This is a genomic window from Butyrivibrio sp. INlla16 (assembly GCF_900104155.1).
In the GTDB taxonomy this organism is placed as follows: domain Bacteria; phylum Bacillota; class Clostridia; order Lachnospirales; family Lachnospiraceae; genus Butyrivibrio.
Genome location: NZ_FMYB01000010.1, coordinates 43,834 through 67,634 on the forward strand (window position 1 = coordinate 43,834; position 23,801 = coordinate 67,634).

Here is a 23,801-nt window from a genome sequence, read left to right on the forward strand (position 1 = left end):
GTAATCTACGTAAAGTCGTGAATACATATCGGTTTTGGAGCCTTTAAATATTGTATTTTTCTGTTTTGGAAAAAATAATCGCTAACGATATTACGTCGCTACTGCCTGTCAAAGGAAGCGACCTTTACAGTGTGAACAACGAACCTGTTTCCACTGCCCGACTGGCCGGAACAGGTCGACAATGTAAGAAGTGAAGGATGTTCCGAAAAATCGATATTTCCGGAGATTTCCTTCATAGAACAGTTTTTAACATAATTTACAAAATCTTCGTATTCACTCTCGTTCTTAACTTCCGTGTAGCTGTAAGAGCCCACGGTTGTAGCATAGTATGAGAATACTTTGTACTTATATATCTTATCCTCCGTATAAATATAAACATACGGATTTTCCGCAAGGATATCCTTGTCCTTGTTTTTATAAATAGTTTTAAGAGAACCGAACATCGATCCGTTTCTCATGTTATGACCAAATAAGAAGTCACTGAGGCCGCAAAAATCAGCATCAGAATCAACATCCATAAAAATGCAGCCTGCTTTATTAGGTGTTCCTTCAAAGGTCTTATGAAGATACTGGTCGATTGACTGTTCCTTTACCACAGGATAGTTAATTGTGGAAATGGCAGGGAAATAGAGCCATCCTATGAAATCGGAATTGATGCCCTTTAATGCCTCAAAATTGATATCGAGCCTAGGATATGTCTCCTCAGATTCCTCGTCGATTTTCTCGAAAAGTTCGGAATTATCATCTTTTACAATGACATATTGATCAGCAATGTTATCGTATTCCGAAGTCGCGACAGAATACTCCTTCTGATCAAAATATATCATGACTCCCTCATATATAATGACCCCAAGAAGAATGAGTATGAGCACTATTCTTAAAATGCTCCAAAATGAATTTGTTTTTTTCTCTGTGTTTGTATTTTCCATAATATCAATATTTTATACGAACAAAGGGTATTAGAAAAGAGATTTCTTTGACAGCCGACATGCTGTATAATTAGCCTTTGAGGGGAATCTTTAGAAAGCTTTAGAGGAATATGGATTATGAATAAAATCAAAGAAGCCCCGTCCGATAACAATATTTATCGTCCGGTTTTCAAAAAGACAAGAGGTCAGATTTATAGGACAGCTTATGTAACGATAGCTCTTGTAATTATAAACGTTCTTGTTTATCTTGCATCTAACAGCATCGCACCGAATTTCTATGATGATCTGATATTGGATCCCGCCGCATTTTTTTACACGGATAAAATAGAATGGTATAGACTGATTACGGCAACCTTTATGCACGCAGACGTTGATCACATCTTCGGAAATATGCTGTGCCTGGTTGCAATCGGCGCATTACTTGAAAACTATATGGGACACGGTCTTTATTTCATTATGTATTTTTTAGCCGGTATTGCAGGTAATGTTCTCACACTGGCCTACAATATTACTTTTGACGATTTCTTTGGTTCCCTTGGCGCGAGCGGATGCACCATGGGTTTATCAGGTTTTATGGTGGTATGGCTAATCGTAAACAGAGATCAGCTTGTTAAGGAAGAAAACATGCTGATAAATATTCTGCTGTTTGGTTTACTGATTGTCTATGAATGCTTCTTCCAGAAGGATGCCAATACCGTAGCACACCTTGGCGGTTGCATTATTGGTGTCATTTTTGGAATCGTAAATATAATCGTCTTCCACAACAGCAAAGAAATGGAAGGATTACTTTAATCTTGATTTTCAGCGACAAGCTGATCTATTGCTTCGGCGTGTCTTAGATAGGAATCGTAGGCGACATCACCTCTGTGATCGGGCAGGAGGTCTCTTCCGTAGTTGTTAATCAGAGTATTTCCAAGGTAATCGGAATACTTATTTGCTCCGTTGTAGTTGAGGTGAGAGCTGCCATCCGATATGTCGGAGCCTCCGGTATAATCAAGACCGATGTCACCCAGATGTTTAAATACATAATCGAAGCAGACGTGATCGTCCCCGGCTGCATTAAGCTCTCTCACATAATTTTCAAGCCAGTTGTAGCGCTGGGTTTCCTCCTGCTTAAGGCCCTCCTGCTGCTCCACATTCAGCTCGTAGGGCACCATTGTTATATAAAGCTTTATATCATTTTCTTTTGTATATTCTATTATCTTATCCAGATATCTCACCGCCTTTTCAAGCGGTGCCTTGCACTCATCGGTATCAATCACAGGATCGGGCATAGACTCGTTATGAAAATGAGGAACAAAGCCCTTATAATAGCTGTAATCTTTGCCGAAAGCAGCCTCTAAATCCTTTTCCTCAAGGTCGTTATATCTGTCATGATAACCGAAAAAGGAAGGGAAATATTTATTCCACAGTTCTTCTTTATTATCAAAACAAGCCGTCATCAGCTGCAGTTTGTTTAGCGAAAAGCGCATGCCATACAAGCTGTCACCGAGGAAATAATAGTGGTATTTGTAATCCTCCTGAAAAGCTGCCGCCGTGAAAAAGTCGAGAACAACAACCTTAGGCTTTTGATATTTACATAGCTCCTTCAGATAATGATAGGAAACATGCAAAGGCTGCTCCGCGGAAGAAAGGTCATAACCAGCTATGCCATAATCGGTAAAAAGCCTCGCCGTGTTGATTCCGCAGTGAACATGACTTGAACCAAGCATAACCACATCTATTGTGTTTTTAGGCTGGTCGTATAGTGCCCTCGACTGCGTAACACCGGCCTCGGTCTTTACGCAGAGGACGTTGTTGGCGACTGAAAGAAGGCAGAAAAATACTATTAAACTAATTGAAGTAACTATTATTCTTTTCATATTTTGTCCCATTTAAAATTGTGCGTAGACGAAGCTTCTGATTTCTTCTCCGGCTCCGTATTTTCCGAATATCAATATTACAAGTGCGAGGAAAACAAACACCGCACCTCTGGTAATGTCTCCCCATCTTGCGGACATGGTTTCGGGCGGGATGGTGTCTTTCCTGTACGAAATTATATCCATAACTGTAAGGATAAGCAGGGATAATCCTGCAATCCACCATTCTGTCTGCACGAGTCCAAGCATCGGTCCGTCCTCAAAGGAAAGCCCAGTTCTAATTCCTGCTGTACCCACAAAAGGAATCATCCCTTTGATATACGAAGCGGCAACGCTCATATCCGGAGCTCTGAAAAAGATCCAGGCAAAGGATACCAGAATAAAGCTTATAATTCGTCCGAGCATTCCTTTTACAAGAAATGCCGCTTTGCTCTTTCTCAAAAAGCTTGAAAGTACATTCATAACTCCGTGGAAAATTCCCCAGATTATGAAAGTAAGTCCTGCTCCGTGCCACATACCGCACACAAAGAAAACCACCAAGGTGTTAAAGGCTTTTCTGGCACCGCCCCTGCGATTTCCTCCAAGCGGAATATAGATGTAATCCTTTAGGAAATTACTTAGCGAAATATGCCAGCCTCGCCAGAATTCCACTATATTTTCCGTAAGATAAGGCGTCCTGAAATTCTGTGTAAGTTCTATTCCGTAAAGCGCGGAAATTCCGATCATTATATTAGTATAGCCCGCGAAGTCGCAGTATATCTGCATTGTATATAAAAGTGAAACCAGCATAAGAGTCAGAAAGCCATACTCCGATGGTTTTTCAAAGGCGGCATCAACCGGAATTCCTATCCTGTCGGCAATAACCATCTTCATGAAAAGTCCCCATAAAAGATATGACAGCGCGCGAATTGTCCTGTCAAAGTCAAAAAACTTTACGCTCTCCGTCTTCTTAATCTCTTCGAGGAATGCCCCTTCTCTCTCAATCGGGCCGCTCATCCACTTAGGAAACCACATCATGTAAAGCGCATAGATAAACGGATTTTTCTGTAGTGAAGTTTTTCCCATTGAAACGTCGGCAACATAGCTGATTGCCTGAAATGTATAAAAAGATAAACCTATCGGAAGTCCAAGCTCCGCTATTTTTTCCGGTACGGATACTCCCACTAATGATGCTGCAATATAAAGGTATTTCCACCCAAAGAGAATAAGCGCAGGAATAGCTATGCCTATAGCAGTAGTTATATGCGCAAGTTTCACCTCATCTCTTTTTTGAAAATATGAAATCAATCCCCCGAAAAGGTATGAGATCACCGTAATAAAAAGGAGCACCGTAAGCCCGAATGCTTTTCCCTGCCAGTATATAAAAAATACACTCGCAGCAAGAAGCACCCACTTACGAAATCTCCCCGGTGTGATATGAAAAAGTAAAACCGATATGATTATAAAGCCAATAGTCGTAAGCTGAAAAAGCAAGTAAATTATCCCCCAATCTTAGCTGATAATTCGTCAAGAGTCATATGTGAAAGAGCCGGCGATGATCCCCAGGAATACTGGGATTTAAAATCATACTCACCGTCAGCTATCATAAGCTCGTCAAGAAAATAATGACCGTAATCATCCCCAAGCGCACTCGAAAAGACAGCCCTGTAATCCTCCTCAGAAACACTGCTTCCGTCTCCTGCCATAAATGAAGCTCCGTTTTCCACCGCAACATTATTTGTCAGTTCCGGAGCTTTGGTCTGTTCATTAACCCTGTAAAGATACGACTCTATTCTGCCGCCGTTATTTGAAATAACATATTTTATAAAGAGATTCTTCTCAAGAAAAAGAGCTGCGTAAGTGCCCGGCATATATGAAGAATCATCGTCAGTTTCATCGACATAAATCTCAAAGGGCTCGGAGACAGCTTCACCTACATAGCTGCAGTAGAAAGCTCTCTTTCCGGAAACATCGTGCATTATAAGTTCCGGAATCCCATCCTTATCAATATCAATAAGAGAAAATCTGGCAAGGTCTCCGGATATATCCGTGTACAAAGAAGCACACTCATCCCTAAACTGAGTCGCCCTGCTTATGATACCTTCCTTGTATGCCGCACTTGCAAGGACTTCGCCCGGATCTACAACAGCTTGTTCTACAGGTTCTTCCTCAGTCGCCTCTATATTTTCTCCGGCAGATTCCTCTGTGATTGTCTCTTTCAGATCGTCATAGGAAGTCATGCCGGTATTATCACTCTTCCCCGGTCTGAACAGCAGAATAAGTACAGTGGCAAGTATTACTATTACCAGCACCGTGATGGCTATAAAAATTATGCGTCTTAGTTTTTTATTCTTCTTTATCGCCATTCCCAGCCCTCACCGGCAACCTCTGCCTTAAGCTCTTCCACGCCTGCGTCCCATGAACTGTAATATTCATCACCTCTGTGATCCGGAAGTTTTTCTTCGCCGTATCTGCTTCTTAAATCCTGCGCAAGGTATTTTGCAAACTGTGTGGCACCGTAATAATTCAGGTGCGAACTGCCATCTGCAAAATGTGTACCGCCCTCGTAGTCTATTCCCAGATCACCTATATGTTTAAAAGTATAGTCAAAATAAACATTGTCTATACCCTCATTCTTTATCTCCTCCAGGTAATTCTCCAGCCAGTTGTACCTTAGGTCCTCCTCCTGGGTTACGCCCTCCTGCTGCCCTACATTCAGGTTATAGGGAACTATCGTAATGTACAGTTCTATTCCGTTTTTATATGTATAATCGATTATTTTTCTTAGGTATTTCTGAGATTTTTCGGAAGGTGCCTTAACATCAGTGGTATTTGGACTTGGTGTATTAACGGCAGCCATTTTAAAAGAAGGTGTATATCCCTTAAAAGAGCTGTAGTCCTTGCTCCATCCTTCCTTAAGTGTGGCAAGATCTCCTTCGGAATCCGCCCCGTAATATGAAGAAAGATATTTCTTTTTCATGTTCTCATCGCCATCAACCGCGGTCTCGACCATTTCAACTTTATTGAGGGAATATCTGATGCCGCAGAGCGCATCGTTCAGATAATAGTACTTATCGGCGTAGCTGTCCAGAAAGGCGCAGGGCGCAAAGAAGTCCAGCACCACAACCTTAGGCTTTTGATATTTACAGATCTCTCTAAGATAATAGTAGGAAATCCAAATCGCCTGCTCTGCAGAGGAATAGTCATAGGCACTGATTCCGTATTCCTCCCACATCTTATAGGTATTTATTCCGTAATTTACATGGCTTGATCCCAGCATAACCACATCTATGCTGTCCCTCGGCTGGCAGTACATTGCAAGTCCCTGCCGTATGCCACCGTTTGGTCTGTCTGTCACTATGCCACCTCCAAAGTTTACTGTACTTAGAAGGCAGGTTATGGTCAAAAATGCAGCCATTAAAGATTTCATGGGAAAGTCCTCATTATCAGATTTATAATGGATTAAACGCGCTTATATTGATTTTATAGCCGGGAAGGCTTTTTTACAACAAAAAGAAGCTCCGGCATACCGGAGCTTCCCCTCATCCGTCAGCTTCGCTGACACCTTCCCCCAGTGGGGGAAGGCATTATGTATTCTCTGACACTTATAATATCACTTTATCTCGCATTCTTCCGATGGCGTCCATAGCGAGTCTGGATCTCTCGCATTCCTCTGTAGACAGTGTAATCTGCCAGCAGAGTTCGGAGCCCTTCATGTGCTCGGAAGCATAGGATAGACCGTTTGTCCTCTCATCAAGGAAAGGTCTGTCTATCTGATTGGGATCTCCCAATAGAATTATCTTGGTATCCTTACCTGCTCTGGTGATGATGCCCTTCGCCTGAGCCGGCGTCATATTCTGGGCTTCGTCAATTATGAGGTAGGTCTTAAGGATTGAACGGCCTCGGATGAAGTTAAGGGCTTCAGTCTGAACGATTCCTCTCTCAAAGATCTCATCCGTCTTATCCTGAAGTTCCTTCTCATCGTTATAGCGCTCTTCCTCGCTCGAATCGATGAGCTGTTCCAGGTTATCGATTATAGGTCTCATAAGAGGTCCTATCTTTTCCTGCTCATCGCCGGGCAAAAATCCGATGTCATCATCAAACTGGGAATTAGGTCTGCAGACAAGGATTCTTCTATACTCTCCCGTAGGTCTGTTTATCATCTTCTCAAGACCTACTGCCAGTGAGTAGAAAGTCTTGGCTGTTCCCGCCATACCCTTAACTATAACCAGCGGTGCCTTGTCCGCAGGCTGCATCAGCGCCTCCTGAAGGAAGTACTGACCTGCGTTCCTGGGCGTTACGCCGTAGGGCTGCGCTTTTTCAAATTCAAGCTTTCTGATAACTCCGTGGTCGACTCTGCCCATCTGTGTCTTATTGGTGGACTGGTCGCTCTGAAGTACTACAAATTCATTCTCATAGAGTTCCGGCTTGATCTTATCTCCGTTTTCATCGCAGATATAAACTACATCAACCGGTACTCCCTTTCTTCTAAATTCTTTAAAATTCTCTTCCGGTGCGTATACCCTTATTCTTCCGGCATACTGATCGTCACCTGATACTACCTGTTCAGTTGTAAAGTCCTGAGCCTGGATCCCGAGGAGCTGTGCCTTTATTCGCATCAGAATATCCTTTGTTACAAGGATTACCTGCTCCTTATGTGTATCCGAAAGCCCTTTGCAAACTCTGAGAATACGGTTGTCGGATTTGTACTCCACCATATCCTTGGGAAGCTCTACATCCTTATAGTTTTTCTCTACCCTAAGGATCGCTCCGTCTTGCAGTTCTACTCCCTTTGTAAGATCTCCTTCCTTTCTCAGTTCTTCAAGTAACCTGATTACTTCTCGGACATTGGCACCGCGCTCACCCTCGTCGCGTTTGTGCGTATCCAGTTCTTCAAGTACCACCAGCGGCAGGACAACATCGTTGTCATCGAAGCACCGCAGAGCATGTGGCGCCTGAATGAGGACATTAGTATCGAGTACATAGATTTTTTTCATGCACTTCCCCCCATCCTGTTTAGTTTAGACGTGTGATGCTATATCACAAAAAAATGGTATAACCCTTACGTCTATGTAAGAATTATACCATATTTTGGGTTTGTTCATACTAAAAAATACTATAATTTGTGATTACCTGCTATCCAGCCACTGTCTGGTTTTGGCGTAAACATCCTTGAAATCACCTGAATAATTCTCGCGAATTGACTCGGTCGCTTCTATAAACAACTTGGGATCCGGATATGTAACCTCCAGTCCGAGTTCTTCAAGCTTCTTAAAAATATCCTCTTCATTCTGATGAACTGCCTCGTGCTCTCCATCCGCGGATACCTTGGCTGCAGCATCAATGACAGCTCTGTCCTCTTCGCTCAGACTGTTATACACGCTTGTCCTCATAACCATGTTCCATAAATTATACGCATGATTGGTAACTGCAACATAATTCTGAATCTTATAATATTCGTTTGTGTAGAAGGTAGTTGCTGACCAGTCAGCTCCATCAAAAGTCCTTCTGTTCAGATTGTCATATAGTTCGGAGCTCACATAACTGTAGGAGGTTGCTCCGAGTACCGAAAACATATCCATCAGAGTCTTACTCTTAACGGTTCCTATTATTAGTCCCTTCATATCCTCGGGAGTATTGATCGGGCGAACGGAATTTGACAGATTTCGGAAGGATCCACAATAGTGGCTCAGCACTTTAAAGCCTCTCTTTTCAAGCTTGTCATCTACCTCCCTGTTGATGTCACACTCGGAAAATTCCCATGCGGTCTCATGATCGGTGAAAAGGTAAGGAAGTCCGGTTATTCCTTCCTCAGGAACTATATCGGTAAAATAGGGTGCAGCTATGATCGAAACATCGACCTTTCCTTTTTTCATATCATCATAGATAAGCAGCTGGTCCCCGTATTCATCCTGGTAGTGAACATCGCATTTAACGCGTCCCTGCGTGCCCGTTTCAACATCAGATGCGAACTGTCTGACATAATCACATCTGAAATCATCCCGGGGCATGGCAACACAAATTTTAATCGTGCTGACGCCGTCCGAACTTTTAGCAGGTCCTTTACAGCCTGCAAGTGCGAACGTACATAGCACACCTATGAAAACCGATATAATTACCTTTTTATATAATGTCAAAAGCCTTGTCATATATGGTTTCTCCATATTTTCTACTATCATTAATCTTAGGTAAACCATACATTAAATGCAATTAATTTATTCTAAAAATATTATGATATAATGAGTTTATAAGTTATTATTTCCGTGGGGAGGAGCATAGAACTTTGGCGCTTTTTGGCAGAAATTATGATGATGAACTTGATAATAATTATGTGCCGCTCGAAGAGTTTGCTCCTACCATCAGCAGGCAGGAAGTGGTCAAGCGGAAAAAGCTCTCAGACCTCATTTCCCCTATTCGCGACATTCCCACAGCTTTAAGAGGAAGAAGAGACCAGATAGAAAGTGACCTTTCATCCTTTTCATCGGATCAGGATGAGAGCTTTGATGAGCTGGAGGAAATGCTCTCCGATGTTGTGGATGATACCAAGGGGCATATAGACGATGTTGCCACTTTAAACGGAACCATAGAAAAGGTGCGTGAGGCTCTTTCATCCATAAAGGAGACAACCGACAATCTACCGGAGCTCCCTGACAATTCGGAGCTCAGCGATGAGATAGAGATTCCACAGATAAACCTGCCAAAGCTCTCTGCTGAATATATGCCTGATTCCGAGCTTGTTGCGCAGATACGCAGCTACTCATCATTTTCACACATATTAAAAAAATCCGTTGAGTACACACTCTCATCCCTCGATCAGTACCACAAGCAGGTACAAAGCCTTTCAAAGAAAAAAGAAATGCTCGAAGCCCTGGCATCGGAGGCTGATCTTCTGGCGCTTAATACAACTATAGATGCCACTCATATGAACGAGGAAAACAGGGCCTTTTCCACGAAGGTTGCCGCTGAGGTTGGAGATCTGTCCAGGAAGATTCATGATATCTCTGCTGCCCTTGATGCAGAGCTCGGTGCACTGGAAAACGGCTTTAGGACCGTAAGGTCTTCCGTAAACACCATAGAATCCGCTCACAGGGATGCTTCCAGATACGCAGATATGTACTCATCTGCCAGTAACGAGTATTACAGACAGAGTACTAATTACACGAACATATTGATCCAAAGTCTTTCAAGACTCAATCAGGATTTCAGGGAGACACTCGATAAACAGGATGCTATTCAGGCTGATTACCTGAAAGCGTTGGAGGTTTTCAGATCTGATATAATGACCTCCGCCCGTGAGATACTATATAAGGGAAGCCGTATAGGAAGTGTTCTGGACGGCTGCATACGCGGCTCTGCTTCTCTTAAGGAAGAAATGACAGAAACTCTTGAGAATATTGATGAGCTTAAGTCTCTTCTTTCAGATGTGAGAAAAACCGATGCTATAAGAAAATCCAAATATTCATCAGCTTTGCTGAAAGCCTTTGACCAGGATATTGTATGGCTGCACAATAAGATTGAAAGCGTCATGGAAGCAGCTGAAAACGAATCATAATTGCACAAAAGAGCCGGTGGTAAAAACCATCGGCTCTTTCTCCCTCATAAATACATAAACCGCAGAACGATTTATTTAGCAGGTCCTGCCTGCACTAAAATATCTCACCCATCAATATAATTAGATTTTATCACACTTTCGCGATAATACAACCCCAAAAAAGTGATTTTAGGGCGTTTTTTATAATTTTTTAATAAACCAGTTTCCTCTCAGAACTTGATATACCTAGGTCTACCCGAACTTACCACGTAATCCTCTGCCCAGATATAAGCAACCAGTTTCCCATGATAATAAAATTCACAGCGGTTTCCCTTTATCTCATCCATTACCAGTGTAATTGCATCGACCCGGATACAATCCTCGGAATTCTCATACCACAATCCCTGAACATTCTGTGCATAGGTAATAACGAAATCCTTGAGCTCGCAGTAGTGGAATCTGTCGTAAGTGACAAGCATCCTGGACCTCTTACATTCATCCGCGCCTGCCTTGGGTATTCTGGCTCCTATAATCTTAATCCTGCCGCTCTTCATTCGTCTGAAGGAAATCATAATCTCATAGCCGCCTTCAAGAGCCTGATAAAGCACAAAGGGATGTGTACTGCAGTAGAGTCTCTCGCTTCCATAGCCAAGCTTTCTTCGAAGGCTTGTAAGCGCCAGTCTGATTTTGGCTATAAACGCTTCATCCTCATTGTTTCTTCTGACCTGAAGCCTTAAGATAACCGCATACTCTGCCTGTAAATAGTAATAATAGGCCTGTGATATGTCCGCCGTACCTCCGATTCCCTTGCGGTACATATCACCAAGCTCATAGGCAGCCTCCGCAAATCTGCATCTGTAGTGGCCTTTTCCTTCACTTATGAACTTTTTAAGCTCCCGTCGGTACTCAGCGCGCTTGGTCCTTCTGATGCCGACTCTTGATTCGTCCCGTTCTTTCATAGATGTTATAATATCACAGAAGGGGTTTCTTTACACCCTTGATTTTATTTCGTATAATTTCGTAAACGGATATTATAAATACATACTTACTTTGTGTAACAAAAGGAGTTTATTTATGTCTGTAAAAAAGAAATTCTCACATCTTGGTTTTTCAATCCTCTTTTATGTGGTTTTCTCCAACATACTCAGCGTAGTTTTTGTAGCTGCAGCAATGTTTATATATATCTTCGTTAATTACTTCTCGTATCTGAGCGCTTCCCCGGAAATAGGTGATGGTCTGAACATGGAGCTTTATATGCAGCTTATAGAACAGTTCAGGGCGAACACCACTCTCACAACCTTAATTACCATGTGCTCGGGATATCTTATCGCTGTTCCGATTTCAATAATCATCTTAAACGCTCCGGCTACCAGGGATCTTCTTCCGCTTAAGGGTATGCAGTTTATGACTCCTGAGGAGAAGGCTCAGGGAAGGAAGCTTACCCCGGGAGAATTTTTCAGATTTATCATGTACATGTTTCCGCTTGGAATAATCGGCTCCCTTATAGGGCAGATACTTGCAGTAATAATGGGCAGCATTACCGGACAGGACATGACTGATGTTCTGTCATCCACTCTCACAAATATGTCACTTCCTATGGTCTTTCTTCTCAGCGTTGTACTTGCTCCGATTTTTGAAGAAATCATGTTCAGATACGCAGTGATCGGTTACTGCAGGCGCTATGGTGAATGGAATGCCATCATTATATCCGCTTTTATTTTCGGACTTATACACACCAATGTTTTCCAGTTCTTCTATGCTTTTGCGCTGGGAATTGTTTTTGGTTATGTATATATTTACACAAGGAAACTGATCTATACCATCATCATGCACTGTACCTTCAATTTCTTTGGAGCCTTTGTGCCGATGCTGATTGATCCCAATCTTTCACCCTCCAATACGGGTTCCATTATTTATTCCGTGATTCAGTACATCGTCGCTATAATAGGCCTTATCATGCTGATTTTTTACGTAAAAAAAGGAAGTCTCCTACAGAATTCCCCAAATACTCCGATTCAGGACAAATTCTGTAAGGACTCCGTTTTAAATGTAGGAATGATAAGCCTCATCATCGCGTGCATTATCATAACTATACTGTTAAATTTTGCGATCTGATCTGTTTCTCTTTATGAAAAAAACAAGATTTTAGAGCATTTCTACAACTTCCTGTGAGAAGTCTGCATAGCCGTTTTTATATAATTCCTGAACAAATTCTACGGCTTTCTGACCGGATTCCTCAATCGGTACACCCTGACTGTAGATATACTCAACCTTATTTCCGTTTGCCATAATAAAATTCACCTGTGTTCCAATAATCTGGCCATCGCCGACATCCATGCCGACTACTTCGACATCTGTAACTTCACGAACACGTCCTGCAGCAAATAATACTCTCATATTAACCTCCTTAATCAATCGTCATCAGAGTCATCCGCATCAAAGTTGATCTCCTTAAGACGTTGTGCCTGCTTGTAAATACCATCCAGGGATTCTCTGAAGCTTTCGAACTTCAAAACCGCCTCCTGAGCATTCTTTAGTCCGTCATTGGAAAGTGCAGCAACTTCTTCACTTGTGGCAGACAGATTAGAAATATTATCATTTATCTCATTTGTGGAATTATCAATCATCTCCATACTGGTTCCGATATCACTGATCTTATCAATCAGATCCTCGAAATTATGATTGATCGTCTCAAATGAGGAAGCGGTATCACGGATTACCTGATTCTGCAATTCCACGGACTCAACCGTATTATCTATACTCTCCATGGCCTTATTTGCATCTTCTGTAAGTTCACCGATAATTTTTGTAATCTCATTGGATGCATTATTAGTCTGCTCAGAAAGCTGTCTGATATCATCTGCAACAACCGCAAAGCCTTTTCCTGCTTCTCCTGCTCTGGCAGCCTCAATTGAAGCATTAAGTGCAAGGAGGTTTGTCTGCTTTGAAATAGCCATGATCGAACCAAGAATTTTCTGTACCTCTTCTACCTTGTTGAGAACTGCCTTAGTAGATTCAGCAGTAATCTGGCTGGCAGAACGAACGCCTCTTGCCTTGTCTCTCAAAACCTCGATGGTCTGAGCCACTTCAGCAACCGTCTCCTTGGTACTCTGCGAAGCTTCTATCATCTGCTGTCTCTGAGAATCCGCAACCTGTGTCTGCTCTCTTATCTCTGCCACCTTCTGGGCTTCATCCGTTACCGCATTTGCGGTACTCTCTGTGGAGCTTGCTATATCCTTCATTCCGGAGCTTGTATTTTCAATAATCGACTCAAGTTCAGCTATAGTACCCTGAGCACTGTCGAAATGTTTGGAAATTCGTCTTGCGATTTTTCCCATATCATGGCTGGCAGCTTCCTGAACCTTGGCATTTTCCTGGATAGTTTCAAAATGCTCCTCATTAAAGATATTCAATAGGCTCATAGTATAATATAATGCCAGAATCGTAAGTATTGTAGCAATTCCGGTAAGTGCTATTTCTGTACCGCTTCTTTCCCCCTTCGAAAGGACTCTTAGGGCGGTGATGACATACATAAGGAGAATTACTGAACTTCCGCCTATTATAATGCGCTTGTTCATATAAAGAATTCCGCATACAAGGATAGGAAGTCCGAACATAACATAGTAGAGCTGACCTTCGACAACCATTACAACAACGAAAGTAACCGTTGCACCAAGCATGATCATCGTAGAACCGATACGGCCTTCCCTGAACTTCGCCATCGCTACGCGCATTACCGCAATACTTATCACAACGGAAGCTATTTCAAGAATTCTTCCGCCGGAAAAGCCCGCCGTAACCCCTTCAAACACAAAAGCGAGTGCACAGGTAGCCACAATAATAAGGCATACCGTAAACGCTCGCTGATTGGCACGGGAGAATTGGTTCTTATCCATATTGTCCTCCTGATATATAAATGCAAACAATTGATACAAATATTCTCACACTTAATATTTTATCAGAATAGACGAAATTCAGTTCTAAATTTTTACTAAATAAGGATATTCTCTCTTTATAATTACTTTATAAATCGGACCTATTGCCTGTCATAATAAGCTTTGCCTGAGCAAATAAAATAGGTTCTGATGTATCCGTCTGTGGAAACAAAGGCGATTTCATTGGTTGATTCAAGATAATAAATATCATCACCGTCCTCGGCTTCAGTCTTGTGAAGAGCCTCCGGATTGTTTATAAGAGCATTGGCTCCTTCAAGATATTCTTCCTCTGAAGAAAAGCCCATTTCCGCCCCATGCTTTTCGAAATGGCCGGATAAGCGGTCAGGATAGCGGAAATTGTAGGTTTTCCCATCACGCTCTTCAATTGCTGATATAGCAGCCTCTGCTGCACTTTTGGCATCGCTTTTTTCATCGTCTGTAAGGAGCTGCGCTGAATTTTCCGCAGGCTCGTAGCTTGAAAGCTCAGAGCTGCTACTTCCGGCATTATTCCCCTCATTCGATGAACCAAACTGGGGATACATTATCATATACATCACGCAGATGATAAAAAGAACCATTATCCCCATGTAGTAGCTCTTTGATTTTTTTCTGCGCGGTTTTCTATTTAGACGATTATCCATTACTCTAATCTCCAACAAAACCTAAGTCATTTATTTATATACAAATTCGCGCTGTATAACAAAGCTAAGCAAAAACAATACGGTGTCCACCGGGATTTTCACATATACTTCCGGAACCGATTCAAAGAAGCCGTGAATAAAGGTAACTCCGTAGCCGCTAAGCAGCATTATAACAACGGCAAGCAGCAGATATTTGGCTGCAGCAAGGAATTTGTTTCCTCTCCCCTTAAATACCACCTTGTAATTAACCATAAAATTGTAGGTGGCGGATATCACTCTTGCCAGTATCGTAGAAAGCAGAATATATCCTATAAAAAGATCCTCGACATTCCTGAAAAGTCTGCAAAACAGAGCAAACATAAGCATATCTATTACACTCGACGAAAGCGAGGAAATAATAAACTTAAAGAACACCGCATAAATCCCGCAGGAATAGCACGTAGACCGGTCTGTGTATCAGTCACCTTTACTCCGGTCAGGACACCCATCACCTTGCTGGTGGTTTTATTTCCAAACACGGATCTCGCGGGAATTCCGCCCTCATCAAAATTTCGGCACCCTAAAATCAGAGCATCGCTGTTTTCCAAAAGCTCTCTCTTGACCCTTGTGATATCTGTCGTTGTATGCTGTCCGTCGGAATCAGCGGTTATGACTCCTATCATATCGGGATACTCATTCAAGCAGTAATTGAAGGCATCCTTCAGTGCTCTTCCCTTACCCATATTGACTGCATGTCGAAGGACAACTGCCCCATATTCAGACTTGGCCGTCTCAAAGAGTTGTCCATAGGTATCCTTATCCGAGCCGTCATCCACTATTACAACAGGTTTAAGCTCCGATGCTTTCAGGTCGGAAAGAAGCTTTATTAACTTTTCATCCGGCTCATAGGCCGGGATTATAATCGGTATTGTCTTATTTTCCATATTTAATATAAATAAACAGGGTATAGTTTAATATCGTTTCCTGATTTTTCTATCCTGTATATCTTCCAGAATTTAAAATATTCCTCACCTTCCGTGATGGTGTTAAAAGTTTCTGCCATAGTCTCTTCCCCAACAGAGGGTACTTCCGCAAAGAGATACTCAGCATGACTGCTTAATATTTTTTCACATATAGTCGCTGCTGTATCAGTCTCTGTAAGTGTATCATACACCGCCGGAACAGGCGATGCTTCCTTGCTGATGTAGGTATCGTGGACCCAGTGATTAGACTCACCGCTCCTAAGATTCAATACTCTGTGTCCCCAGAGATCCCTGTGCCCGTAAACGGCTTCAATAAACATCTCTCCGCCATCATCTATCATATCGCCGTTGTACGTCTTATTATCGGCAAGTTCTGTTCTATATCCCGCTAGATACTTGTACATACCCTTATAATCTGCCGTAAGAAGCACAAAAGCCGCGAACGCGATGTAAATCAGTATCGCCTTCTTATTGTTGTCCGGGGCATCGGATTTTTCCGAAAGTTTCTCATATCTTCTCGCCTTCGTAAATGCTATTCCCGCAATCAGATATATGCCGCCTATAGTAAAAGGTGCCCCATATCTTGCTATCGAATTTGTCATAGCAAAGGCATCAAGATACTGATCCTCAGCCTGAAAAAGCGAAATATGTGCAATGAAAATAATTGCATGTGAAATAAAAGCTGATATCAAAAGGAAAATCCCTATCGGCTTCGCCTGCTCCCTTGCTATTATTCCCTTTTTTACCATCAGAATAAAAGCTGCAAAGATAAGGATTATCACCGCGCCTATCGGAAGGTCAAAGGTTATATTGTGATCAGCATGCATCGGCATGGTCCAAAGCCCGAGGAAAAAGTATCTGGCTTTATCAAGTGCATTAGCGGGGACAGAATAGGAACCTGTTGCCATTTTTATTCCAAGTCCCGTAGCCTTGGCCACTCTCCTGTTTATCAGGCAGAACAGAAGCCAGCTTCCGTAAAAGGATGCCGAAAAAAGTGACGCGAAGATTATTCCTCTCTCTTTGTATCCAAGCATAAAATAGAACAAAAGTGCAAAGAGTGCCCACTCGATACCGACAGATTTCGTAAGGAACAGCACCGCTGCATATAGCGCAATCCTTCCGTAATAAAAAAGACTTGCATGGTCTCTTTTGTCCCAGATGGCATACAGCAGAGCTCCATATATGATGCCCATAGTGATATCAGCCGGAGTTCCGTAAAAGATAATTCCGTTTACAATTCCCGGGACCATAAATGCAAGCAGAGTTGCCGGCGCTGAAAGCTTGTCCCTCACTGCTTTTACAAGAGGCATAAGAAAAACTGCGTTTAACGCAAAATAGCCGGCAAACTGGAGTCCTTCAATATATCTGCCCGAACTAATCTGCAGGAAAACCCATTTAAACAGTGATGTTACCGGCGGATAATCTCCGAATTCCGGTGAAACATTGCCGTATTTTCCGGGAAACCTGTTCAGATAAAACAACTGTTTAGCATCAGATGACCAGAAATTGATATCATCCCACCAGGTGAAAATCTGGTCCTTTGTAAGATAGGTAACAGCTGTCAAAACAAGGATAAAGGTAATTACAGAAGGTCTAAAGAAAGCCTTTAAACATCTTCGAAATACTCTTTTTTTGCTGTTAATGTTCACGATCTTGGATGCAAGCGAAGCCTCCTTTATACAGTGCTCCGCATAAATAATCAGCACAAAAAAGGCTATTATCAAAAGAGCTATTACATAAATAGCCCTCATTTCCCCAATTACAGCCAGAAGGTACAATGCAAGTATCTGCATTGCACCTGTCATGGCTATGGTATCGCATATGCTCTCTTTGAATTTAACGGCAAGAACAGATGCCGTCAGAAAAAATGCTGTTGGAATTAGCAGCCACATGTGTATGTCTCCAGATTAGTATATTCTCCCAGGGGGAAGGCTTTATAACTTAAATAGCGTACCGATAATTCCTCGGCCGAGGCTTGCTCCGATGTTGCCTCCAAGTGTCTTTCCGAACTTTCCGAAGCCCTTGCCGGCAGCTTTACCTACTTCACGTCCCACTGTGCCACTCACGGTTGAAGCAACGGATTTTGCAGCGCGCTTCTTTGCAGCTTCTGCCTTCTGCTTTTCACGCTCCTCTTCTTTTGCCTTGGCTGCCTCTTCTTTCTCCTTTGCTTTAGCAGCCTCTGCCTCGGCTTTAGCCTTAGCAGCTTCCTCTGCAAGCATTACTCCCTTTCTCTGAAGCATCTCATACGCAGAATCGGAATCTACTGCATTTGCATATTTACTGTAGAGAAGGCTTCCCTTTATTGCGCTGTCTCTCTCAGAGTCGTCAATTCCTCCGATTTTACTCATAGGAGGAAGAATAAATGCACGTCTGACAACTCCCGGCGTACCGTTCTCATCAAGGAAGGACACAACAGCCTCTCCTGTTCCAAGCTCCATGATAGCATCATAAGTCTTAAACTCGGGATTCTCCCTGAAGGAATCCGCAGCGGCCTTAACAGCCTTCTGATCTGCGGGAGTATAGGCATGAAGCGCATGCTGTATTTTATTGCCGAGCTGTGCAAGAACTCCATCCGGAATATCTCTCGGATTCTGAGTGATGAAATAAACACCGACTCCCTTGGAGCGAATAAGTTTTACGACCTGCTCTATCTTATCAAGAAGGGCCTTGGAAGTGTCCTTGAAAAGAAGGTGCGCTTCATCAAAGAAGAATACCATCTTGGGCTTCTCCATATCTCCCACCTCGGGAAGCGTCTCAAAAAGCTCTGAGAGCATCCAGAGAAGGAAGGTTGAATATAAAACGCCATTATTTATAAGGCTCTCGGAATCAAGAATGTTGATCATTCCCTTTCCATTCGTATCTGTTGTAAACCAATCGGTGAGATTAAGCGCAGGCTCTCCGAAGAAAGTCTCGGCCCCCTGTGTCTCAAGCGCAACAACGCTTCTTAAAATCGCGCTTATGGATACGGGACTCATCTTACCGTACTTGGCGGCATATTCCTTATTGTTCTCTGAGAGCTCATTTAAAAGAGCCTTAAGATCTTTGGTATCAAACAGGAACCACCCGTTATCATCCGCTATTTTGAATGCAATTGTGAGGATATCGCTCTGAAGATCGTTGAGTCCAAGAATTCTGGACAAAAGAATAGGTCCCATCTCAGAAACAGTGGTGCGAAGCTGAATTCCCTTCTCTCCGAAAAGATCCCAGAAAGTAACAGGATACTTTTTGTATTCGTAGCCTGTTCCTGCAAGAGAAAATCTCTCTATTCTCTCTTCCATCCCTGAGCCTTCGCGGATCATTCCTGCAAGATCGCCCTTAACATCGGCCAGAAATACCGGAACACCCATATCGGAGAAGGATTCCGCAAGAACCTTAAGTGTAACCGTTTTACCTGAACCGGTTGCGCCTGCAATCAGTCCGTGTCTGTTTGCCATCTTCGGCAAAAGGCATAAATCATCCCCATTGTCTGCTTTTGCTACCCACACCTTACTGTCTTTAAACATTTCCATACCCTCCAACGTTATGCTTAAATTCAATCTACTTACTATTTTAACTACAAATCTTCAGCAAAACAACAAACATAAACAATTTTTGATTAATTGAAAAAACCGGTAGTCTTACGACTACCGGCTGTTTCTGAAGTTTAAATTATTTCTTATTAACAAGATCCTTAAGAGCCTTACCAGCCTTGAACTTAGGAGCTACAGAAGCGGGAATCTTGATGCTCTCGCCAGTCTGAGGGTTCTTACCTGTTCTAGCTGCTCTCTTTGTGGTCTCGAAAGTACCAAAGCCAACAAGCTGAACCTTATCCTTCTTCTTAAGCTGCTTTGAAACAACGTCAACGAAAGCCTTTACAGCCTTCTCAGAATCCTTCTTAGAAAGACCTGTCTCCTTTGCAATTGCTTCTACTAATTCTGTCTTGTTCATAATCGTTTTCCTCCAAATATAAGAAAATTTAACTACATTGACTATACTAGCACCCAAAAAGCCTAAAAACAAGCCTTTTTTGACAAAAAAAGTCGGATTTTTCCGTATTTAAGCCGTTTTTAGTGATATCTGTCAAAAAAGTCTGATTATTCTTGTGAAAAACAGATATTGAAACTTGCAAAATAAGGTGATTCAAGGGTTTTCAGAAGGTGGGATTACTCTTTACCGCTCCAACAATAGGTACACAGCTTGCAGGGTTCGATCGGTATAGCCTCCACCATGTCATCCAGTCTGTGGTAATGAAGGGATGTGAAATTAAGCTCCTTTCTTATCTCCTCAAGCATAGCCTCGTACTGGGGAGAATCGGGATCGGTATACTTACGTACAGTCTCTTCACCCGGCTTCGGATATCCTTCAAGCTTCTCAATGACGCGTCTTGTGATAAGCTCCATCTCCGAATTCGAACGTGAGAAATTCAGGTACTTGCAGCCGTAAATAAGCGGAGGACATGCAGGTCTTATATGAACTTCTTTTGCCCCGCTCTTGTAAAGAAACTCAGTTGTCTCACGAAGCTGAGTGCCTCTTACTATCGAGTCATCTATAAGAAGAAGACTCTTATTGTTTATCAACTGATTAACGGGAATTAGTTTCATCTTGGCGATGAGGTCACGTCTTGACTGAATTGTGGGCATAAATGATCTCGGCCAGGTGGGTGTGTATTTTACAAACGGTCTTGAATACGGGATTCCTGAAGCATTCGAATATCCGATGGCATGAGCAACTCCGGAGTCAGGTACACCTGCAACAAGGTCGGGATGCAGCCCTCTTTGCATATCACGCTGAGCAAGCTTTTTTCCGCAGCCGTATCTGATATTCTCAACACTTAGTCCCTCATAGGTCGAAGCAGGAAATCCGTAATAGATCCACAGAAAGGTACAGATACGCATTTCATCAAAGGCCGGAGCTACTATCTCTACACTTTCGGGTGTGATGAAAGCAATCTCTCCGGGGCCGAGTTCCCTGTAGGGATCATAACCCAGATTCAGATATGAAAAGCTCTCAAAGCATACACAATATCCCTCATCCTTATGGCCGATTTCAACCGGTGTTCTACCGAATCTATCTCTGGCTGCATAAATGCCCTCCGGAGTCATAAGGAGCATTGTGAGCGATCCCTTAATTATCTCCTGCGCATATCTAATGCCCTCAACAATCGTAACCTTCTGATTAATGATGGAAGCAACAAGCTCTGTGGGGTTTATATCGCCACCGCTCATCTCAAGGAAATGAGATCTGTTGTCCGCAAATAGCTTATTGGTAATCTCTTCAATGTTGTTGATCTTACCGACCGTAGTTATGGCATAAGTGCCATGGTGAGAACGAACAATGAGAGGCTGCGGCTCAAAATCGGAAATACAGCCGATTCCGAGATGTCCCTCCATTTTTAACATATCCTCTTCAAATTTAGGTCTGAAATACGATCTCTCGATATTATGTATGGAACGGTCGAAGCCCTTCTTCCTGTCATATACAGCGAGACCTGCCCGGCGAGTGCCGAGGTGAGAATGATAATCAGTTCCGTAGAACAGATCAAAAACTGCGCTTTCACGCGATGCTACGCCAAAAAAACCACCCATGGAAACCTCCCGATAATGATTATTTAAACACTACGTGTTCAATAATATCATAAAGGAAGTTCCATGTGTGGTTAAATTTTTATATTATCCCCCAAGGGGAAGGCTTGGGATAAATCACAAAATATCGTTTCTCTTTACATAGGCGGGTGTAACCGAATCAGAAACTACTCTCTTCACGTTTCTTATATCAGCCCACTTGTCTATTACAGCATTCTCGATATGCACGCCGTCAGCGATGTTATTGTAAGCAAGAACGATTGAATTTCTTACAACCGCATTCTTACCTATATGAACATTACGTCCGATTATGGAGTTCTCAACAGTTCCTTCGATGAGCGATGCATTACATATCATAGAATTTGTAACCTTCGCGCCGTGGAAATACTGAGTAGGACATGCATCTGTAGTTCTTGTATAAATAGGCCACTCAGGTCTGAAGAATTCCATTGCAGTACCATAATCAAGAAGCTCCATGTTAGCTCTGTAGTAATCATCGAGACTTGTTATCGCTGCGAAGAAACCTCTGTGTTGGAATCCCCTTATATCGAGATCCTTGCATGAAAGGGCGATCATATCAGCCAGAGAATATGCAGAGGATTCTTTTCTCGACTTCTTAATGAGATCAATGAAAATCTCCTTCTTCATAACATAGGTATCCATGCTGATATTTCTTTCCTTAGCTGTGCCCATGTTGCGCTCGATTGACTCGATACCCTTCTGCTTATTAAGAGTTACTATGTTGCAGGCTCTGTAATATTCCTTAGCCTGATCTACTTTGTGATAGAGAAGTGTAATATCTGTCCCTGATGCTACGTGCTCATCAAGGAGTGCCTGATAATCCTGCTTGTAGATCATATAGCTCGGAGCAACAACAACGTAGTCCTGATGCATACGCTCGATCTGCTCCATATTCTCAATATAGGCATTGATATCAGTGTTGTAAATTGAGCTTGCACCATTGTTCTGTGTAAAGAACATCTGGATCGCACCGCGCTTGGAGTTGATATTGTAGTGACGTCCGGAGCCGATGTGCTCAACTATTGATCTGGGTCTGCTGTTGAGGCATACCTGAATTCTGTCGAATCCACTGTTGCTCATGTTGGAAATAGGAAAATCGATTACACGAAATCTTCCAAGGAATGAAAAAGCTCCTATAGGTCTGTAATCATGAAGTCCCTCAACGCGAATATAATTAGCGGCGGAATTGATCACGCCAAATGCCTTATTTGCCATTATTTATCATCCCCCTTTACACTTTTTGCAACAAGGAGGATTTCCTCGCTCTTTTTGCTTCCGACAACAGCATTCTTGCCAATGCGTACCCCCTCTGCCACAAGGCATCTGGTAACCGTAGCACCTTCAAGAACTGAAGCATTAGGCATCAGAACAGAGTCTATAACCTTTGCTCCGGGTCCGATCTTTGCTCCGGCAAAGATAACTGAGTTCTTAACCTCTCCTCCGATAGCAGAACCCTGATTGATATAAGCCCTGTCAATCTTGGCGGATTCTGCGATATATGCAGGTGTCATTCCGACATCCTCTGAATAAATCTTCCAGGACGTATCATCAAGATTAAGCTCGTTCTCACTGTCAAGAAGATCCATATTAGCTTCCCAAAGAGAATCGATTGTTCCGACATCCTTCCAGTAGCCGGAGAACTCATAGGCAAAAAGTCCCTTGCCTTCATTGAGCATTACAGGGATAAAGTCCTTACCAAAGTCATGACTGGAATCAGGATTCTTCATATCCTCGATAAGCATCTTGCGCATGGTCTTCCAGTTGAAGATATAGATACCCATGGAAGCCAGATTGCTCTTAGGCTTAGCAGGCTTTTCCTCGAACTCTATAATGCGTCCGTTGCCATCAGTGTTCATGATGCCAAAACGGCTTGCTTCCTTCTTCGGAACGCCGCGAACAGCAATGGTTGCATCTGCCTTATGCTCTTTGTGGAATCTGAGCATCTTATCATAATTCATTTTGTAGATGTGATCTCCGGAAAGAACAAGAAGATACTCCGGGTCGTATGCATCGATGAAATCAATATTCTGTGAAATTGCATCAGCGGTTCCGCGATAAACGTCGAGTCCGGAATCTGCCTTTTCTCTCGGAGTCAGAACGAATACTCCGCTGTCCTTTGTATCCAGTCCCCAACGTCCGCCGGCTGCAACATAACTGTTGAGAAGTACCGATTCGTACTGAGTAAGGACTCCGACAATATCAATTCCACTGTTCGCACAGTTACTAAGCGGAAAATCAATAATGCGGTATTTTCCTCCATATGCTACAGCAGGTTTTGCAACCTTGTTTGTGAGCTCGTGGAGTCGGCTTCCCCTGCCACCTGCAAGGATCATAGCCAGCATATTAGTCTGAGCCATATTGTTTATTCCCCTCTCTATATTTA

At 42.7% G+C, this 23,801-nt stretch carries 22 protein-coding genes; 3 read left to right on the forward strand and 19 right to left on the reverse strand.

Annotated features, from left to right (window positions below; translation table 11 throughout):
* Nucleotides 1-98 precede the first annotated feature (98 nt).
* Nucleotides 99-827, reverse strand: coding sequence for a class B sortase (locus BLR42_RS06760; protein ID WP_170832658.1), 729 nt, complete (start codon nt 825-827; stop codon nt 99-101).
* A gap of 219 nt (nt 828-1,046) precedes the next feature.
* Between BLR42_RS06760 and BLR42_RS06765 the strand changes: the two genes are divergently transcribed.
* Nucleotides 1,047-1,721, forward strand: a complete 675-nt coding sequence (locus tag BLR42_RS06765; protein ID WP_022761435.1) for a rhomboid family intramembrane serine protease — start codon at nt 1,047-1,049, stop codon at nt 1,719-1,721.
* On the opposite strand, the gene BLR42_RS06770 is transcribed toward BLR42_RS06765, so the two are convergent.
* The 6 genes from BLR42_RS06770 to BLR42_RS06795 all read right to left on the reverse strand — a co-directional run bounded on the left by BLR42_RS06770 (nt 1,718) and on the right by BLR42_RS06795 (nt 8,916).
* Nucleotides 1,718-2,791, reverse strand: coding sequence for a hypothetical protein (locus BLR42_RS06770; RefSeq protein WP_139165117.1), 1,074 nt, complete (start codon nt 2,789-2,791; stop codon nt 1,718-1,720). The genes BLR42_RS06765 and BLR42_RS06770 overlap by 4 nt on opposite strands.
* Before the next feature lie 12 nt (nt 2,792-2,803).
* The gene (locus BLR42_RS06775) at nt 2,804-4,261 is read right to left on the reverse strand and encodes an MBOAT family O-acyltransferase (protein ID WP_091867721.1); all 1,458 of its coding nucleotides are present in this window, start codon (nt 4,259-4,261) and stop codon (nt 2,804-2,806) included.
* Nucleotides 4,262-4,266: 5 nt separating this feature from the next.
* On the reverse strand, nt 4,267-5,133 hold the full coding sequence (locus BLR42_RS06780) for a hypothetical protein (protein ID WP_091867723.1): 867 nt from the start codon (nt 5,131-5,133) through the stop codon (nt 4,267-4,269).
* Nucleotides 5,124-6,197, reverse strand: a complete 1,074-nt coding sequence (locus BLR42_RS06785; protein ID WP_091867725.1) for a hypothetical protein — start codon at nt 6,195-6,197, stop codon at nt 5,124-5,126. Before BLR42_RS06785 ends, BLR42_RS06780 begins: the two co-directional genes overlap by 10 nt.
* 175 nt (nt 6,198-6,372) lie before the next feature.
* Entirely contained in the window at nt 6,373-7,764 is a 1,392-nt protein-coding gene (locus BLR42_RS06790; RefSeq protein ID WP_022761430.1) for a PhoH family protein, read from the reverse strand.
* A gap of 132 nt (nt 7,765-7,896) precedes the next feature.
* Nucleotides 7,897-8,916: a TRAP transporter substrate-binding protein gene (locus BLR42_RS06795; RefSeq protein WP_170832659.1), complete on the reverse strand. Its 1,020-nt coding sequence runs from the start codon at nt 8,914-8,916 to the stop codon at nt 7,897-7,899.
* 134 nt (nt 8,917-9,050) lie between these two features.
* Here BLR42_RS06795 and BLR42_RS06800 point away from each other — a divergent pair, with 134 nt between their 5' ends.
* The gene (locus tag BLR42_RS06800; RefSeq protein ID WP_091867730.1) at nt 9,051-10,319 is read left to right on the forward strand and encodes a methyl-accepting chemotaxis domain-containing protein; all 1,269 of its coding nucleotides are present in this window, start codon (nt 9,051-9,053) and stop codon (nt 10,317-10,319) included.
* 209 nt (nt 10,320-10,528) lie between these two features.
* Here the strand turns inward: BLR42_RS06800 and BLR42_RS06805 are convergent, their stop codons facing one another.
* The gene (locus BLR42_RS06805) at nt 10,529-11,257 is read right to left on the reverse strand and encodes an SEL1-like repeat protein (RefSeq protein WP_139165118.1); all 729 of its coding nucleotides are present in this window, start codon (nt 11,255-11,257) and stop codon (nt 10,529-10,531) included.
* A 115-nt stretch (nt 11,258-11,372) separates the two neighbouring features.
* Here BLR42_RS06805 and BLR42_RS06810 point away from each other — a divergent pair, with 115 nt between their 5' ends.
* Nucleotides 11,373-12,413 carry a CPBP family intramembrane glutamic endopeptidase gene (locus tag BLR42_RS06810; RefSeq protein ID WP_170832660.1) on the forward strand — a complete coding sequence of 347 codons (1,041 nt, stop codon included), beginning with the start codon at nt 11,373-11,375 and terminating at the stop codon, nt 12,411-12,413.
* 30 nt (nt 12,414-12,443) lie between these two features.
* Here BLR42_RS06810 and BLR42_RS06815 read toward each other — a convergent pair whose 3' ends face one another.
* The 11 genes from BLR42_RS06815 to BLR42_RS06865 all read right to left on the reverse strand — a co-directional run bounded on the left by BLR42_RS06815 (nt 12,444) and on the right by BLR42_RS06865 (nt 23,775).
* Nucleotides 12,444-12,695: a hypothetical protein gene (locus tag BLR42_RS06815; protein WP_022761425.1), complete on the reverse strand. Its 252-nt coding sequence runs from the start codon at nt 12,693-12,695 to the stop codon at nt 12,444-12,446.
* A gap of 14 nt (nt 12,696-12,709) precedes the next feature.
* Nucleotides 12,710-14,194 carry a methyl-accepting chemotaxis protein gene (locus BLR42_RS06820; RefSeq protein WP_091867736.1) on the reverse strand — a complete coding sequence of 495 codons (1,485 nt, stop codon included), beginning with the start codon at nt 14,192-14,194 and terminating at the stop codon, nt 12,710-12,712.
* A 140-nt stretch (nt 14,195-14,334) separates the two neighbouring features.
* A complete protein-coding gene (locus tag BLR42_RS06825) occupies nt 14,335-14,874 on the reverse strand; it encodes a hypothetical protein (RefSeq protein ID WP_091867739.1) in 540 nt (179 codons plus the stop codon).
* A 30-nt stretch (nt 14,875-14,904) separates the two neighbouring features.
* Nucleotides 14,905-15,240, reverse strand: a complete 336-nt coding sequence (locus tag BLR42_RS06830) for a GtrA family protein (RefSeq protein WP_091867741.1) — start codon at nt 15,238-15,240, stop codon at nt 14,905-14,907.
* A gap of 5 nt (nt 15,241-15,245) precedes the next feature.
* On the reverse strand, nt 15,246-15,797 hold the full coding sequence (locus tag BLR42_RS06835) for a glycosyltransferase family 2 protein (RefSeq protein ID WP_091867743.1): 552 nt from the start codon (nt 15,795-15,797) through the stop codon (nt 15,246-15,248).
* A gap of 2 nt (nt 15,798-15,799) precedes the next feature.
* The gene (locus tag BLR42_RS06840) at nt 15,800-17,728 is read right to left on the reverse strand and encodes a hypothetical protein (RefSeq protein WP_091867745.1); all 1,929 of its coding nucleotides are present in this window, start codon (nt 17,726-17,728) and stop codon (nt 15,800-15,802) included.
* Between the two features lie 42 nt (nt 17,729-17,770).
* Complete coding sequence (locus BLR42_RS06845; protein ID WP_026497791.1) at nt 17,771-19,339, reverse strand: helicase HerA-like domain-containing protein; 1,569 nt, start codon at nt 19,337-19,339, stop codon at nt 17,771-17,773.
* Nucleotides 19,340-19,484: 145 nt separating this feature from the next.
* Complete coding sequence (locus tag BLR42_RS06850; RefSeq protein ID WP_022761419.1) at nt 19,485-19,763, reverse strand: HU family DNA-binding protein; 279 nt, start codon at nt 19,761-19,763, stop codon at nt 19,485-19,487.
* 215 nt (nt 19,764-19,978) lie between these two features.
* Nucleotides 19,979-21,400 carry an amidophosphoribosyltransferase gene (locus tag BLR42_RS06855; protein ID WP_022761418.1) on the reverse strand — a complete coding sequence of 474 codons (1,422 nt, stop codon included), beginning with the start codon at nt 21,398-21,400 and terminating at the stop codon, nt 19,979-19,981.
* 114 nt (nt 21,401-21,514) lie between these two features.
* Nucleotides 21,515-22,633: a glucose-1-phosphate adenylyltransferase subunit GlgD gene (gene glgD / locus BLR42_RS06860; RefSeq protein WP_091867747.1), complete on the reverse strand. Its 1,119-nt coding sequence runs from the start codon at nt 22,631-22,633 to the stop codon at nt 21,515-21,517.
* Nucleotides 22,633-23,775: a glucose-1-phosphate adenylyltransferase gene (locus tag BLR42_RS06865; RefSeq protein ID WP_091867749.1), complete on the reverse strand. Its 1,143-nt coding sequence runs from the start codon at nt 23,773-23,775 to the stop codon at nt 22,633-22,635. Before BLR42_RS06865 ends, glgD begins: the two co-directional genes overlap by 1 nt.
* Between the last annotated feature and the right edge of the window lie 26 nt (nt 23,776-23,801).

What these genes read in the sequence shown, in the direction of transcription:
- BLR42_RS06760 (WP_170832658.1), bottom strand. Translation starts at nt 827, where the DNA reads ATGATATATTTTGATCAGAAGGAGTATTCTGTCGCGACTTCGGAATAC.
- BLR42_RS06765 (WP_022761435.1), top strand. Translation starts at nt 1,047, where the DNA reads ATGAATAAAATCAAAGAAGCCCCGTCCGATAACAATATTTATCGTCCG.
- BLR42_RS06770 (WP_139165117.1), bottom strand. Translation starts at nt 2,791, where the DNA reads ATGAAAAGAATAATAGTTACTTCAATTAGTTTAATAGTATTTTTCTGC.
- BLR42_RS06780 (WP_091867723.1), bottom strand. Translation starts at nt 5,133, where the DNA reads ATGGCGATAAAGAAGAATAAAAAACTAAGACGCATAATTTTTATAGCC.
- BLR42_RS06785 (WP_091867725.1), bottom strand. Translation starts at nt 6,197, where the DNA reads ATGAAATCTTTAATGGCTGCATTTTTGACCATAACCTGCCTTCTAAGT.
- BLR42_RS06790 (WP_022761430.1), bottom strand. Translation starts at nt 7,764, where the DNA reads ATGAAAAAAATCTATGTACTCGATACTAATGTCCTCATTCAGGCGCCA.
- BLR42_RS06795 (WP_170832659.1), bottom strand. Translation starts at nt 8,916, where the DNA reads ATGACAAGGCTTTTGACATTATATAAAAAGGTAATTATATCGGTTTTC.
- BLR42_RS06805 (WP_139165118.1), bottom strand. Translation starts at nt 11,257, where the DNA reads ATGAAAGAACGGGACGAATCAAGAGTCGGCATCAGAAGGACCAAGCGC.
- BLR42_RS06810 (WP_170832660.1), top strand. Translation starts at nt 11,373, where the DNA reads ATGTCTGTAAAAAAGAAATTCTCACATCTTGGTTTTTCAATCCTCTTT.
- BLR42_RS06815 (WP_022761425.1), bottom strand. Translation starts at nt 12,695, where the DNA reads ATGAGAGTATTATTTGCTGCAGGACGTGTTCGTGAAGTTACAGATGTC.
- BLR42_RS06820 (WP_091867736.1), bottom strand. Translation starts at nt 14,194, where the DNA reads ATGGATAAGAACCAATTCTCCCGTGCCAATCAGCGAGCGTTTACGGTA.
- BLR42_RS06825 (WP_091867739.1), bottom strand. Translation starts at nt 14,874, where the DNA reads ATGGATAATCGTCTAAATAGAAAACCGCGCAGAAAAAAATCAAAGAGC.
- BLR42_RS06830 (WP_091867741.1), bottom strand. Translation starts at nt 15,240, where the DNA reads ATGCTTATGTTTGCTCTGTTTTGCAGACTTTTCAGGAATGTCGAGGAT.
- BLR42_RS06835 (WP_091867743.1), bottom strand. Translation starts at nt 15,797, where the DNA reads ATGGAAAATAAGACAATACCGATTATAATCCCGGCCTATGAGCCGGAT.
- BLR42_RS06840 (WP_091867745.1), bottom strand. Translation starts at nt 17,728, where the DNA reads ATGTGGCTGCTAATTCCAACAGCATTTTTTCTGACGGCATCTGTTCTT.
- BLR42_RS06845 (WP_026497791.1), bottom strand. Translation starts at nt 19,339, where the DNA reads ATGTTTAAAGACAGTAAGGTGTGGGTAGCAAAAGCAGACAATGGGGAT.
- BLR42_RS06850 (WP_022761419.1), bottom strand. Translation starts at nt 19,763, where the DNA reads ATGAACAAGACAGAATTAGTAGAAGCAATTGCAAAGGAGACAGGTCTT.
- BLR42_RS06855 (WP_022761418.1), bottom strand. Translation starts at nt 21,400, where the DNA reads ATGGGTGGTTTTTTTGGCGTAGCATCGCGTGAAAGCGCAGTTTTTGAT.
- glgD (WP_091867747.1), bottom strand. Translation starts at nt 22,633, where the DNA reads ATGGCAAATAAGGCATTTGGCGTGATCAATTCCGCCGCTAATTATATT.
- BLR42_RS06865 (WP_091867749.1), bottom strand. Translation starts at nt 23,775, where the DNA reads ATGGCTCAGACTAATATGCTGGCTATGATCCTTGCAGGTGGCAGGGGA.